This is a genomic window from Caballeronia sp. INML1, assembly GCF_023631085.1.
In the GTDB taxonomy this organism is placed as follows: Bacteria; Pseudomonadota; Gammaproteobacteria; order Burkholderiales; family Burkholderiaceae; genus Caballeronia; species Caballeronia turbans.
In genome coordinates this window covers 1-13574 of the sequence record NZ_JALQDT010000079.1, presented here as the reverse complement: position 1 = coordinate 13574, position 13574 = coordinate 1, and the positions used below count along the sequence as shown (strand labels likewise).

At 59.4% G+C, this 13574-nt stretch carries 12 protein-coding genes and 1 pseudogene; 4 read left to right on the top strand and 9 right to left on the bottom strand.

What is annotated here, in order from left to right:
- Nucleotides 1–15: 15 nt before the first annotated feature.
- The 5 genes from NCR38_RS31725 to NCR38_RS31705 all read right to left on the bottom strand — a co-directional run bounded on the left by NCR38_RS31725 (nucleotide 16) and on the right by NCR38_RS31705 (nucleotide 3567).
- A complete protein-coding gene (locus NCR38_RS31725; protein ID WP_250478294.1) occupies nucleotides 16–768 on the bottom strand; it encodes an amino acid ABC transporter ATP-binding protein in 753 nt (250 codons plus the stop codon).
- Entirely contained in the window at nucleotides 765–1409 is a 645-nt protein-coding gene (locus NCR38_RS31720) for an amino acid ABC transporter permease (protein ID WP_061118392.1), read from the bottom strand. The genes NCR38_RS31725 and NCR38_RS31720 overlap by 4 nt, the downstream gene beginning before the upstream one ends.
- Nucleotides 1410–1430: 21 nt before the next feature.
- Nucleotides 1431–2147 carry an amino acid ABC transporter permease gene (locus NCR38_RS31715; RefSeq protein ID WP_061118391.1) on the bottom strand — a complete coding sequence of 239 codons (717 nt, stop codon included), beginning with the start codon at nucleotides 2145–2147 and terminating at the stop codon, nucleotides 1431–1433.
- 51 nt (nucleotides 2148–2198) lie between these two features.
- Entirely contained in the window at nucleotides 2199–3041 is an 843-nt protein-coding gene (locus NCR38_RS31710; RefSeq protein ID WP_061118390.1) for a transporter substrate-binding domain-containing protein, read from the bottom strand.
- Nucleotides 3042–3303: 262 nt separating this feature from the next.
- A complete protein-coding gene (locus NCR38_RS31705; protein WP_061118389.1) occupies nucleotides 3304–3567 on the bottom strand; it encodes a DUF4148 domain-containing protein in 264 nt (87 codons plus the stop codon).
- A gap of 190 nt (nucleotides 3568–3757) precedes the next feature.
- On the opposite strand from NCR38_RS31705, the gene NCR38_RS31700 reads away from it, so the two are divergent.
- Together NCR38_RS31700 and NCR38_RS31695 are read left to right on the top strand one after the other, a co-directional pair.
- The gene (locus NCR38_RS31700; protein WP_250478293.1) at nucleotides 3758–4207 is read left to right on the top strand and encodes a YaiI/YqxD family protein; all 450 of its coding nucleotides are present in this window, start codon (nucleotides 3758–3760) and stop codon (nucleotides 4205–4207) included.
- A 169-nt stretch (nucleotides 4208–4376) separates the two neighbouring features.
- Nucleotides 4377–4650: pseudogene (locus tag NCR38_RS31695) on the top strand (hypothetical protein); the annotation flags it as partial.
- Between the two features lie 148 nt (nucleotides 4651–4798).
- On the opposite strand, the gene NCR38_RS31690 reads toward NCR38_RS31695, so the two are convergent.
- From NCR38_RS31690 to NCR38_RS31680, 3 genes are all read right to left on the bottom strand, one after another.
- Entirely contained in the window at nucleotides 4799–5443 is a 645-nt protein-coding gene (locus NCR38_RS31690; protein WP_250478292.1) for a DsbA family oxidoreductase, read from the bottom strand.
- Between the two features lie 169 nt (nucleotides 5444–5612).
- Nucleotides 5613–6992: a replication initiation protein gene (locus NCR38_RS31685; RefSeq protein WP_061118386.1), complete on the bottom strand. Its 1380-nt coding sequence runs from the start codon at nucleotides 6990–6992 to the stop codon at nucleotides 5613–5615.
- Between the two features lie 375 nt (nucleotides 6993–7367).
- Nucleotides 7368–7637 carry a hypothetical protein gene (locus NCR38_RS31680; protein ID WP_250478291.1) on the bottom strand — a complete coding sequence of 90 codons (270 nt, stop codon included), beginning with the start codon at nucleotides 7635–7637 and terminating at the stop codon, nucleotides 7368–7370.
- Nucleotides 7638–7764: 127 nt separating this feature from the next.
- On the opposite strand from NCR38_RS31680, the gene NCR38_RS31675 reads away from it, so the two are divergent.
- Both NCR38_RS31675 and NCR38_RS31670 read left to right on the top strand, forming a co-directional pair.
- Nucleotides 7765–8973: a ParA family protein gene (locus tag NCR38_RS31675; RefSeq protein WP_061118385.1), complete on the top strand. Its 1209-nt coding sequence runs from the start codon at nucleotides 7765–7767 to the stop codon at nucleotides 8971–8973.
- Nucleotides 8970–9941, top strand: a complete 972-nt coding sequence (locus NCR38_RS31670; RefSeq protein WP_250478290.1) for a ParB/RepB/Spo0J family partition protein — start codon at nucleotides 8970–8972, stop codon at nucleotides 9939–9941. The genes NCR38_RS31675 and NCR38_RS31670 overlap by 4 nt, the downstream gene beginning before the upstream one ends.
- A gap of 1117 nt (nucleotides 9942–11058) precedes the next feature.
- On the opposite strand, the gene NCR38_RS31665 is transcribed toward NCR38_RS31670, so the two are convergent.
- On the bottom strand, nucleotides 11059–11232 hold the full coding sequence (locus NCR38_RS31665) for a hypothetical protein (RefSeq protein ID WP_250478289.1): 174 nt from the start codon (nucleotides 11230–11232) through the stop codon (nucleotides 11059–11061).
- Nucleotides 11233–13574 lie beyond the last annotated feature (2342 nt).

Sequence of the window (13574 nt, the reverse complement as noted above, 5' to 3'; positions counted from 1 at the left end):
TTCACTCCGTATGCGTCAATGGTCGAGCACGCGATGCAGAAACTGCCGGGTGCGCTCGTTCGATGGGTTGACGAAGATCTCCTCCGGCTCGCCCTGCTCCGCGATCACGCCCTTGTCCATGAAGACGACGCGATCGGCGGTCTTGCGCGCGAAACCCATTTCATGCGTGACGACGACCATCGTCATGCCGTCGCGTGCGAGTCCGCGCATCACTTCGGTGACTTCGCCGACGAGTTCCGGATCGAGCGCCGACGTCGCTTCATCGAAGAACATGATACCCGGCTCGACCGCGAGCGCCCGCGCGATCGCGACGCGCTGCTGTTGCCCGCCCGACAGCTGGCTCGGGTAATGGTCGGCCCGATCCGCGAGCCCGACGCGATCGAGGACCTCCATTGCGCGCTTGCGCGCATCGGCCGGATTCATCTTGCGCGCCTTGATCAACGCAAGCGTCACGTTGCCGAGCGCGGTCTTGTGCGGAAACAGATTGAACTGCTGGAAGACCATGCCGACGTGACCGCGAATGTCGCGTGCGCGCTTCGGGTCGTGCATCGGCACGTCGTTGACCCAGACTTCGCCGGAATCCGTCTTTTCGAGTCCTGCCATGATGCGCAGCACCGTGCTCTTGCCCGAACCCGACGCGCCGATGAGCACGAGCACCTCGCCCGCCCGCACGTCGAGATTGATCTCGTTGAGCACGCGCGTCGCGCCGAATGCTTTACTCACGCCCGAGAGCGAAATGACGGGCCTGGTCTGGCTTTGATTGCTCACGACAGTCTCCTGCGGTCATGGTGGCGCACCCATTGCGAAAGCGGGAAGCACACGACGAAATAGATGAGTGCGACGAGCCCGTATATCTCGACCGGCTTGCCGATCCGATCGACGATCGCCTGCCCGCCGTGCATCAGCTCGGACATGCCGATCATGCTGACGATCGACGTGTCCTTGATCAGCGAGAGGTATTGTCCGATGAGCGGCGGCAGCACGATCCTGCCGGTCTGCGGCAACACGACGAACGCGAACGCCTGCATGCGCGACAGACCGAGAATCTGCGAGACTTCCCATTGGCCCTTCGCCACCGATTCGATCCCCGAACGGAACACTTCGGCGATATACGCGCCCTGATAGACGCTCAGGCCGATCACGCCGGCCGCGAATACGTCGATTGCATAACCGAAGTAAGAGACACCGAAATAGATGAACATCAGCGTGATCAGGACAGGCGTGCCGCGAAAGAGCTCGGTATAAAGGCGCGCGATGCGATCCGTGCCCCACGGTCCGAACGATCGCAACACGGCGGCAAGAAGGCCGATCAACGTGCCGCCGACGATCGAGGCGACCGACAGCAGCAGCGTCGTCACGAGACCTTGCAGCAGGATCGACAGACTGGTTCTCAGCAATTCGATTGACATGATGCGGCTCCGGTTCGGGCATCAGGCGCGATTGGCGCGGCGCAACGCGAAGCCGCCGAACCGTGCGCGCGGCCGCACGATCAGCGGCGGATGAAACATCCGGGCGCCGAGCTGGCTCGCGATCCACGACAGCACGTTGCTCAGCACCAGATACGCGACGAGAACGACCGCGAAGGTCTGGACGTACAGCAGCGTGCGCGAGTTGATCACCGTCGCGGTGCCCGTCAGTTCGGGCAACGCAATCGCGGACAGCAGCGAGGTGCCGAGCAAGAGCTGAATCAGATAGTTGACGATCGCCGGATAAACCGCACGCGCGGCCTGCGGCAATACGATCTCGGTGAAGATCTGACCGCGCTCGAGACCGAGGATGCCCGCGGCTTCGAGCTGTCCGCGCGGCACGGACTGAATGCCCGCGCGAAACACTTCCGACAGGTAAGCGCCGACATTGAGCCCCAGTGCGATTACGCCCGCCCAGTAGGCATCGAGCGAAATGCCCGCCGACGGCAAGCCGAAGAACACGATGAAGATCTGCAGGAGAACCGGCGTATTGCGGATGACTTCGACATAAGCCCGGGCGATGTACCGGAACACGGCGACCGGCGATATGCTGGCCAGCGCCGTCAGCAGTCCGAGCAGCACCGCCAGCACGAACGCGAGCAGCGTCACTTGCAGAGTCAGCCAGCCGGCTTTCAGGAACTCGGGGACATAGCCCCACAAGGTGAGCCACTCGTAACTCATTTCAGCCTCCGCGTCGTTCCGGTTTCATGCGATATCGACATCACGCCTTTCTCAGAACTGCGGGTTGAGCGGATAGCGCGGATCGGTGCCGAACCACTTTTTGTAGAGCTGCGCGTTGAGCTTCGACGCGTTGATGTTGAAGAGGAACAGGTTCAGGTAATTGAGCCACGCCTGATCGCCCGCCTTCACGCCGAAGCCGTTGTATTCGAGCGGCACGAGCGCTTCGTTCGTCACGGTCAGTTCGGGGTCGAGCGTCGCCTGATATGCGAGGAAGTTGTTGTCCTCGATCATCGCGTCGGCCTGACCTTGCTTCACGGCGAGAATCGCGGCCTGCGAGCTGTCGTATTCCTGGATCTTGATGGGAATGTTCAGCGAGCGGACTTCATCGCCGTTGGTCGAGCCTTTCACGGTCGCGATCGTACGGTTGCCCATGTCCTTGACGGACTGAATGCCGCTGCTCTTCTTGACCAGCAACGCCTCGCTCGCGACGACGTAAGGCGTCGTGAATTCGATGACCTTCGCGCGCTCCAGGTTGCGCGTGAAGTTGCAGAACACGACATCGACCTTGCTCGTCTGCAGGTTCGGAATCCGGTTCGCGCTCGTCGTGTTCACGACTTCGAGCTTGACGCCCATTTGTTTGGCGAGCTCCTTGGCGAGATCGACGTCGTACCCGTCCGGTTGACCGTCCTTGTTGTAGAAGCCGAAGGGCGCGAAGGTCAGGCAGTCGCCGACACGCAAGGTACCGCGTTGAAGTACGGCCTGAAGCGTGGGAGCAGAGCCTGCCGTGGGGCCCCCTTCCGCCGGCGTCGAAACTTTCGTACACGCGGACAACGCCAGCGCTGCGGCGATGACGAACAGCGAGACACTTCTTGCGCCTAAGTTCGAGAGTTTCATGTGCGGGTCCTGATGGAAAGATTGGGAAGCGAACCGGTTCCAAAGCCCGTCCGCATCGTAGAGCTAGTCACGGCGCACTGTCCGGTATATCGGACAGATATCTGGCTAATCGGAATGCAATGAAGTGTTGGACAATAGAATTCGGCGTGCAAGCGGCCCGAACCCCAATTGCACGGATTTTTTTGTTCAGCTATCGCAGCCGTCCTATCACGAGATCGACCGATGCCTTCAGCGGCAACGGCAACCCGCGACGGGCAAAGACCTACTGACTCGCGCCCGCCCCGATCCCCGCTTTTTTCTGAGCGTTCTGCAAATCCTGGGGATAGTTGGGATCGTTGGCGCGGCCGGGGTTGTAGCCCGCGTCCTCGAGTTTCTTCAACTCGGCGTTCTTCTTCGCGCGCGCCTGTTTTCGCGCGGCCTTTTTTTCCGCTTTCGTCATGGGTGCGGCTTGCGTCGCGTCCGTTGCGGCCGAACCGGTATCTTGAGCATAGGAAAGCGGGGCCGCGGACACGCCCACAACGCCCATGATGAGTGACACAGCAATGCTTGCCAGCTTCGTTCTCACGGTGATTCTCCGTTCTGGAGGAGATGCGTTTCAGAAAGTATAGGCGCTCGGGTCCGCGCCGCGTCGCCGGAAGACATCGTGCGATACTCGTCGCGACGCTATGCTCGCTTCCCCTTCGCGACGGCGACATAACATTCCGGGATACCAACCGATGCAAATCATCGTCGATGCCGACGCCTGCCCCGCCGTCGTGAAAGACATCCTCTTTCGCGCAGGCCCGCGCATGAAGGTGAACGTGACGCTGGTCGCAAATCAATTTCTTCGCACGCCACCCTCGCCCTGGATACGCGCCATCCAGGTGCCGGCGGGGTTCGACGTGGCCGATGCGCGCATCGTCGAGATTGCCGAGGGCGGCGATCTCATCATCACGTCGGACATTCCGCTTGCCGCCTCGGTGATTGCAAAGGGCGCCTTCGCGCTCGATCCGCGCGGCGAATGGATGAACGCGGACAACATCGAGGAACGCCTGTCGATCCGCGCGATGATGGATCAGTTGCGCGGCTCCGGCGTCCAGACGGGCGGACCGTCACCGTATGCACCGCGCGACGGCAAGAATTTCGCCGCGCAACTCGACCGCTTTCTCGTGAAGAACGTTCGATAGATACGCGGGCGAGGAGCGCCCAGCCCAGCGGCGACGAAGCGACAGGCAGCCGCGCGCCCGCGTGCAGTTCGAGATCGATCGTCGCGGGCTTGCTCGCGCACGTTTGGACGACGATCACATCGAGACGATCGCGCGCCGCGAGCACAACGTAGGGTCCGCTCGCATCGATCAGTGTCCCGGCGGCGGCGATTCGCTTCGCGCGCTGATCGGCTTGCGCATGGGCACAGGCTGCGTCTGTCTTCGTGCGACATGTGCACGCATCTGAAGGAATGCTCTGCGCGCTTGCGAGCGCCGCGTTCCAGACGAGGGTTGGACTGCGCCCATCGGCATTGAACGAGCGCGACAAGGACGGCAGGCCCGTCAAGATCGACAGTCGTCATGCATACGGCGCGACGCGGAATCTCGTGAAGCGCTTTTGGAGCGACCATCGCACGGCCACATGAATCTTCGCGCTGATGCGCGCGCTCGTCGCTCTACGGCATCGCATAGTGCGCGTGGGGCGTTTGACGGCGGGGGCATACGAGTGAACTACATGTGGTCGGCTAGCGCTGAGAAGTGTCGGGCCAGCATCGCCGAAAATCGACAACTGCTTCAACCGTTCTCATCGATGGTCTTCCGAATCGCGTCCTCGAATGCTTCGGAAGGCTGGCCGCCACTCACCAGATACTTCTGGTCGAAGATAATCGCGGGCACCGACTGGATGCCGAGTTGCTGGAACTCCCGCTCCTCCGCCCGCACCTCGTCGGCATATTTCCCATTTTCCAGCACCGCGCGCGCTGCTTCGCCATCGAGGCCGACGCTTCGGGCCGCTTCGATGAGAACGTCCGGATCGCTCGTATCCTTGCCGTCACCGTGATAGGCACGCAACAGCGCGAGCTTGAGCGGGAGCTGCTTGCCCTCGATGCGCGCCCAGTGCAGCAGCCGATGCGCATCGAACGTGTTGTACACCCAGTTGCGTTCACCGAAAGCGAAGCCTTCTTGCGCGCCGCGCTCGCGGATCATCGCCTGCGTCTCGCGAATCTGCTCCGGCGTGCGGCCATACTTGCGACCGAGATAATCGACGATGCGCTCGCCTTGCGGCCCCATGTCCGGATTCAGTTCGAAGGGATGCAACGTGATGCGCGCATCGACGGTGTTACCGAGGCGCTCCAGCGCGCGTAGCAGAGAAGACAGGCCGACAGCGCACCACGGGCAGGCAATGTCGGAGACGAAGTCGATTTGGAGAGCGCGGGACATAAGCGTGGTGAAAGTTGGAGATGAAACGGACAGGCTAGCCGAAATCGTTCTGGCTTGCGTTGTTCGCATCTGCGACGAAAGTCGGGAAGCGCGCAAGGCAGGTTGCGCGTCCGCTCGGGGCGTAGGCGATCGAGCAGCCGTAATGCTGAGCGGCATCGTCCCGATGCAGCTAGCCCCTGCCCTTCACGGATCGCACCTTGTTGAACACATACCCCGAGAATCCGTCCCGCAGGTCGGGGTACTTCTGAATGATGGCTTCGGCCAGGTCACTCGATGGATCGATGCCGAGCCTGCGCAGCGTGAGTTTCCCGCCGGGGCTTGTCTTGTAAGTGCGGCGCCAGTCCTCGCGTTGTCGCGGCGTCGCGGCTTCGTACACTTCCCAGCCCCGACGAACTTCGTCGACGATCCGGTTCTGGGCATTGACGTCTTGCGCTGCGACCTGCAATGCCCGACGCGCCTCTGCTTGCTCCTTGGCCTCGGCCTCGCGTTGGTCTGTCAGCGACAAGCCTTCCTGGATCTGTACCATCTGACGCTCCGCATCGGAGACGATCCAGCCTTCTTTCAAGGCCTTCATGAAGAAGCCAGCCGGACTCTTCGACACTTTGCCCAGCTTCAGACTGAAACGCGTGCGCTCGATTGCCTGTTCGAGGCGTGCATCGGTGTAGGTGTCACGGTCGGAAGCGATCTGGCCGAATTGCGTGCTCGAAAGACCAATCTCCTGCTTCAGCGTCTGATACAGCGCCTGCGCATGTTCGTGCGTGTGAAGCAAACGCTCGGCCATCTCCTTTCGTTCGACGCGAAAACGCATGCGCCCGATCTTGCGAGAGCCCGGTTCGTTGCGCGTCTCGTACGACAAGGAAAGATCGGACACCTCATTGATCTGGTCCACCGCCGGCGCGAGCCAGTCCCGTTTGAAGTACTTGAACTCCTGTGCCTTCGCGCCCATCGTTCCCTGCCACGCGCGCAGTTCATCGAGCGTGAACCATTCGGTTACACCCTCGCCCGCGTACGGAAGAAGATGGTCGTACATGACGCGCGCGTAGCTGAGCGTGAAAAGAGATGTGATGCGCAGGCTCAGCCAGTGCGATTTCCCGGGACCGCGGATGATCCCGATGAGATCCGGAGGCACCCGGAACTGGAAGCGCCCGCCCACGTACGAAATACGTCCGATCAGTTGAACCGATCCGAAGGGCTTCGAGCCGTCGGCATCGGGTTCGGCGGTCGCCTGAATGAGGGCCCGCTGCGCCTCCGTGATCACCTGTTCGAGATGCGCGTTGTTGCGGCTCGAGTAACGCATGAGCCACTTGAAATAGTCCAGCTCGACATCGTAAAGATCGTGAACCTTGTGTTCCTGAGCGACGATGAAATACGCTGCGTCGATAAGACGACGAGCCGACACACCGAGATCGACGATCCGAATCAGAACGTTCTTGCGCGCGAAGCCGATGTCCGATCGTGCAGCATCAACGGGCAGGCCTTCGGCGTTCGCGTCGTCGAATAACGCCAGTGCCAGTTGTCTGGACGTGGCCACCTGCCCTCCTGTCGTCATCCCGCCTCCACGTCACGCGCTGTAGTTTTGCTATCGAGCGGTACGTTAACGGCTGCAAGGTGAGATGTCAACACAAGCTACCTCACCTTGGGCCGCCGTCGACACATAAAAGCTCACCTTTACCGGCCTTCATCACAAATCTCCTCACCATTACCGCCCAGACGCCTCACCTTGGGCGGCATTTCGCTTCACCTTGGTGTGGTAAACGCAGCACCTTGATGCTCAATCCACATCACTTTGATCACAGTAAACCTCACCATGTGAGCGTATGTATCTGATTTATAGGGGACTTGGTATGTGTGTTGGTGGTGGTACGTTTTGTTTTTTTAAAAAAACGAACTAACCAGCGGTTAGGACAAAGGGGTTGCGGGGTACTCAAAAAGGGATTGCATATGCGGCGTTTTCATTCACATAAAAACGGGGTGTTTGGGTGAGGCGAATTGTGATCGGTGCGATCGCTTTGCGGCTCATAGCGTGCGCGGCCTCTCGCTGAGGTGAGGTGTTTTGTGTCAGGTTGCTGCCTGATGGAGGTACCGACGCGCCAATCCGCTGCCGTTCAGCCAGAACAGCGGCACCGCGCGAGTGCATAAGCGTCGGATAAACAAGGGTTTTCTTCAGCGCGGCGAACGATTTTGCAACTTTCATTCGATTCCAATAGCCATTCATCAACCCGGCGAGTATTCTACGGTTCGACGTCTAGTTACAGCAAAACCGTGGAAACACCACCGAGCGTAATAAAACACCTCACCGTGGACTTAAAAGGAAGCGCCGAATGAATTTGAGTGAACTGCCAGGGATCAATCGAAGGGTAAAGCTCTCCAATCTTGGAGAGTTCGCGGAGCGTTTGTCGGTCATGACGAACGAACTGCGAGACCAGATTCTGGCGCCCAGGCCGCGGAAGACGGCTCCCGTCTTCACGATCGGCGAGCTCTCCGACATGTGCGGAATCGATCGCCAAAAGATCAACTATCTGGCAACCAAGGAGGGAAGCGAACTGCCTCCGGGCGAGACGCACGGAACCGGCCGTGCGCGCATCTTCTCATTGCAGGATGCGCGGACTTGGGTGCAACAGGTCTCGGACATCTACCAGACGCCGCTCGTCACTGGCACGCGCGAGCATCGGGGTCGCGTCCTGATCACCGCGAACTTCAAAGGCGGCTCGTGCAAGACAACGACGTCGATGTGCATTGGTCAAGGGCTGAGTCTGCGTGGTCGCAAGGTTCTCATGATCGACCTCGACCCGCAAGCATCGCTTTCGGAACTGTGCGGCTTGTACGCGGAGAAGGATTTGACTTGGGAGGATACAGTCCTGCCCTTTATTTACGATCCGGATATCGAGGGTGGCCTTTCGTCAAAAGTACAGACTACGTATTGGGACGGGCTCGACGTCATTCCGGCACATAACTATTTGCACGACGCCGAATTCCACCTGCCGACGGCGCAGAAGACGAATGCCAACTTCGAGTTCTGGTCGGTGCTAAGGAAAGGGATCGAACCGCTGCGTGCGCAATATGACTACATCATTCTGGACACGGCGCCGTCGCTCTCGTATATGACGCTCAACGGGCTGATGGCCGCCGATTCGATGGTGATGCCGCTCGTCCCCGAAAGTCTCGACTTCATTTCGTCCGTGTCGTTCTGGTCATTGTTTGCCGAGGTTGCGAATGGCTTCGTCGAACACGAGGTCGACAAAACCTACGATTTCGTATCGGTGCTGCTCTCGCGTGTGGACTATGGGAGCACGTCGTCTGCGCCGGTCGTACGCTCGTGGTCCCAGCGAGCCTATGGAGACTGGTTGCATACCACCGAAATCCCGGCCAGTTCCGTCATGAGTAATGGTGCGTTGGCGTTCTCGACGGTGTTCGATTTGTCGCGTGCCGAGACCGTCGCGAAAACCTTGGCGCGTGTAAAACAGCCGATGGTGGATTACTGCAAATGGATCGATGACCAATATGTTGCCCAATGGAGGGCAGGACAATGAGCAGCCTTCGCGACCGCATGATGAGCAAGACCGCTGAAGTTCGTGCGGCCAAAGACATTCAGCTCGATCCGCAGCAGGAAAAGGCCGCGAGCCCGCGTACCGCGCCGGGAATGGCGGCCGCATTGGCGGCCGCGCAACAGCGCATCGCTCAACTCGAGCACGCCGGTCCCGCGTCAGAGGCACCGGTATCGGAAATCGTTCCGAATCCTTGGCAGCCGCGTCAGGTGTTCAACGATGCGAAGCTTGTGCAACTGGCCGAGTCGATTCGCGAGGCGGGTCTCGTCCAGCCTATCGTCGTTCGCCGCGTCGGCGCGGGTTTTCAGATTGTCGCAGGCGAGCGCCGGTGGCGCGCGCACAAGATGATCGGAAAAGAGTTTATCAAGGTCTTGGTCGTCGATCTCTCGGATGAAGAGATGGCGATGCTTGCCCTAGTGGAAAACGTCGCACGCGAGGATCTCTGCGACTACGAGATTTCGCGATCGATTCGACGGACCGAGAAAGAGTTTCCGAACCGCAAACGAATGGCTGAAGCCTTGGGGATTTCTCGATCCGAGCTCTATCGCTATTTGTCGTTCGGTGAGCTGCCCGATTTTGTTGTTCAGGATCTGGATGTGCAGCCTCGCTTACTGGGTGCGACAGCTGCCGAGAGCGTCGTCTCTGTACTCCGCGGACGGAATGGCGCTGCGTTCGAGATTGCGAAGGATCTGTGGGCGCGGGTGGTAGCGGGCGATTTGGACCAGTTGAAGTTTGGGAAGGCGATTAAGCAGGCGTTGGAGGACGAGGGGAAGCCGGCGCAGGGCGTGAGCGATCGAAGCATCGACAAGATTTTCGCGGGCGGATCTCAGGCGGGGTCGATCACCAAGGATTCGATGGGACTGACTGTCAAAATCAAAGCGGGCATGCTCACGGCCGATAAAGAAAAGCAGATCCGTGATTTGGTCGCGCAGTTGTTCGGGGATAACGGTTAGGAACGTTCGATAGCCGGGGACGGTTTTCTTCAGCCGACGCCTCCGTGACTCGCACGTCGATCGTCCTTTAGTCAGAGTGTCTCAACTTGGGACACTCTTGGTCCGGTTTTTCACTCGATGAATTTCTGAGCCCCATCCCGCGAGTGTCCCGACTTGGGACACTCTCACGCCCTCTGGCAGATTTCTAGTTCCGCAATTGCCATGCCGATGTCGCTGCTTATTAGGCAGAGACAGCGGCTTCACAAACTGCGGGGCCGCCCTTCGAGCCGACGCTCGATTGAACTCGCAACGAGTTGAGGAATTCCGATTGTCGGGTATTCGGTAGCCCGGTAAGCCCAACGCGGCGTCGTGGGAACGAGAGGGCAAGGCACCTCTGCCCTTGCCGCAAGCACTCCGCCTACACCATCGCAGTTTTTCCGATTTACTCCAGCCTCCCGTCCAGATCCGTTCGTCGAAATCAAGGTGGCTTGGACGTATCCGTAAGTTTAGAGAGTAGCCCACCAATTGATTGCGGGCCGATTGTTTATGCCTCGCGCTCTTGATAAGTCGCGAATGTGTATGGCCTCCTGCCATCCCTGCGCGACGATAATCTGCTCGGGCCGTCAGCGGGGGCGAATAATCTCGACTGCAGCTTGAGCGCCGCGCGCATATCGCGATGACGAAGAGATCGTGAAACAATCCCCTCAGCAGCGATAAAACCCAAAGAGCCTTGCTGCATAAGACTCCAGAAGTAGTCTGCGCCCCTACTTGAGGGATTGTTCCACGGAACGGCCCTGCGTTAGGCGGGACGTCTCAAGCATCGCTGCGTCGAATGCGCGATCGAACGAGGCATATGAGCGTTTGTAGTGATCAAAACGACCGGTGTAGTATTCAATACGGTCGATCGTCGAGACGTGATCGCCGCCCGAGGGCGTCGCCGTAGGCATTGGACCGGACTGACCGGCCGTCCATGCAAGCTCACGTCCGATAAAACGTCGGTATGCGATTTGTCGCGTTGCCGGCGCCACCGGCCCACCTAAAGTAGTCACGGGTCAAGCATTCAGCACTTGCTCCGGCCTTAAGTCGGTTCCGTCAGCACAGTCGAAAATTAGCGAAGATGCGGAGCCCAGGTGCGTGATTAGCGTGCACGCGAGTGTGCTCTTGCAATTTTGCTTGCGCGCGAGTGGTCAAATGAACGGCCACCGATCGAGGCAGGAATCGAGCGCGGTATCAGGATGTCCATCATCGCCAGTAACGAAAAAAACACGACGGCGACAAACAACGTCGTGCCGAGCAATTCGAGCAAAGCCATGGCTACCTCCTCGGTTCCAGAATCCCACTGTGTCGTAGCATCTACTTGCGTTTAGTTTGCGTCCGGCAGCGCCACATCAATGTCGTGAGAAGGCGTCACGATATGGCTTTGATCACTGATTCAACTCTGGCTGATGCCGCTCACAATCCGCTGAAGAAGACCACTTAATACGGGCGCGCGGCGGCGGATCGCGTCGAGCTGAATATGTGACGTTCCGCTGCTCCGGGCTTGATGGCACTCGGCTTGCTATCGGCCTCATCGGTCGATCCTGAGCCGCAAACGCCGCACTCGAACGGGTGCCGCTCGAACCGCACGTCAACGCGCGCATTGCGAAGGCAGTCAATAACGGTCGCGTGAGCCAGCGCAGAACTCAGACGAGTCATCGTAGGTCTCTCCGCCAGGATTGAATGATGCGCGCGGCTAAACGGACAGTGCTCGCCGTCGGCCAGCATGATGCTAGCGCGGCATTACGGCCAAACGAGACGAAGCTCGTGCCTGCAGCGCGCGCCAGGTGCGCGCGCGGAGCATCGCAGATATCGGCGCAAGGGCACAGATGGCCTCTTGCGGATGCGCTAGCTATTCGTCGCGAAGGAGTCTTCGCAGTCGACTTCGAAATTCGGTGCAGCGCTGGACGCGGTAGCCCAGCGAGTGCCGAAATCGAATTCGCCGTCCGCCTGCGCCATAAAAAACTGGTTTGGATAACGAAACATACTTTGCGATTTGTGATCGCGAAAGGTGAGCGACGCAGCTTCGGCGCACCGGTTCTACCGGTCGTCCGATCGTACGGCGAACATCCACGCTTGCGAGTGACTTGACGGGTCCCTGGACGCCGCGTTTGACCGCGCCTAGGGCTCATCTTGAAAACATCCAAGGCGTGTCGCCGGTTTTTCGCCGCGTTCGAACCGGACGCGCAGATACAACGCGATGATCGAATTTCGAGTCTACGTACGACGGTGCGGCGCGTCGCCGGAAATCTGCCGAAGCCCCAGCGGGGGCGAGCGCAACTAACGGTCTTAAAATGAAACTCACGCAAACCAGCACTCGCCGACAGCCTGAGTAGACGCCAGAATTAAATCAACCGACCCGTCGAAATTAAAGGTGGGCAGATGCATCGAGAGGGCGCCATCGATTCCGTTCGACTCAAACGCCGCGTCCCTTACTTCGCAGCAGCAACGACGAACTCGGCCGACCGATCGGGCAGCGTCAGCGCCGTCAGCAACTGGCCGTTGCTGAAAAGCGCGACCCCGGCGACCGTCGCGTCCGGATAAAGACAAGGCGCGGCTGCAAACGTAACCGAGGCATCCAGAAAATTTTTGTCTCAGTGAGGAATCGCCGTTCCGCTAAACGACAGCCGCTCGCTCCGACACCCTTGATCGCCCCGTCATGACCGATCAGAAACGTCGCGGCCTCACTGCCTTTAGTCGATCCCGCCGCGCCGAATATGTCTCGGCGACGGCAGACAGCGAGATCGCGCGCTCATATGGGCCGTCGTAAAGCAAATTGAACTTGAAGCCGTTCTGCTTCGCCGCGCTCGTGTAGCTCACGCCCCTGGACACTGGTTTTCTCGTTGCAATCGGCGAGAACGGGCGTTTCGCTCGTGCCCTTGCCGCTGATGCATCGTCGAGTTGCATTTGACGCTCAGCGCTGGCGCCGAAGCGTGTATAACACGGCGCTGATGCCGGCCGATGGCGTTCCGGGTCATCGGATTAACAGCGTCTCCCTAAAGTTGTAACCCTCGATGCCGATCGACGGCGAGAGCATCGACGAACTGGCGGTCGGCGTCATCGTGCCCCGTCAACGCATCCTGCGGCGTGCGCGATTGGGATCTCGAGCATGTGCCCGCTGCTATCGGCGAGGGTGCTCATTCAAGAATCCTGAGCTTGTTCTTCCTGCCCGGTTACGGTCGCGGCCGGGCGGCTTCGCGCCAGCCGTACATCTGCACCCGCGATTGAGCGTGCAATCTAGCGGAGGAAGGAGTGCAGGCCGAAGCACTGGGCTACGACATTCGTGCTGCGGCGATCAGGGCGACAATTCGTTGCGAGTCATCGGTCGGCTGCAGGCGCCCTTCTCGTGGTTCTGATTCGATTTTTTTTAAAAAAGCCGCTTGACGGCATCGAAATTGGTCCGCATAATTCGCCTCCCGTTGAATGACGGTGCGCAAGAAAGCAAGCAAGCAGCAAAGCAAATTCTTGGCGCAATGCTCTTTAAAAACTAACAGCCGATAAGTGTGGGCGCTTGATGTTGGGTGCGGTCTGGTTCTTCGGGGCTGGATATAGCGAAAGTATCAAGAGTCTCACACGAAGTATCAGAGGAAGGTTTTTCCATCTTTGGATGGAGTAAAT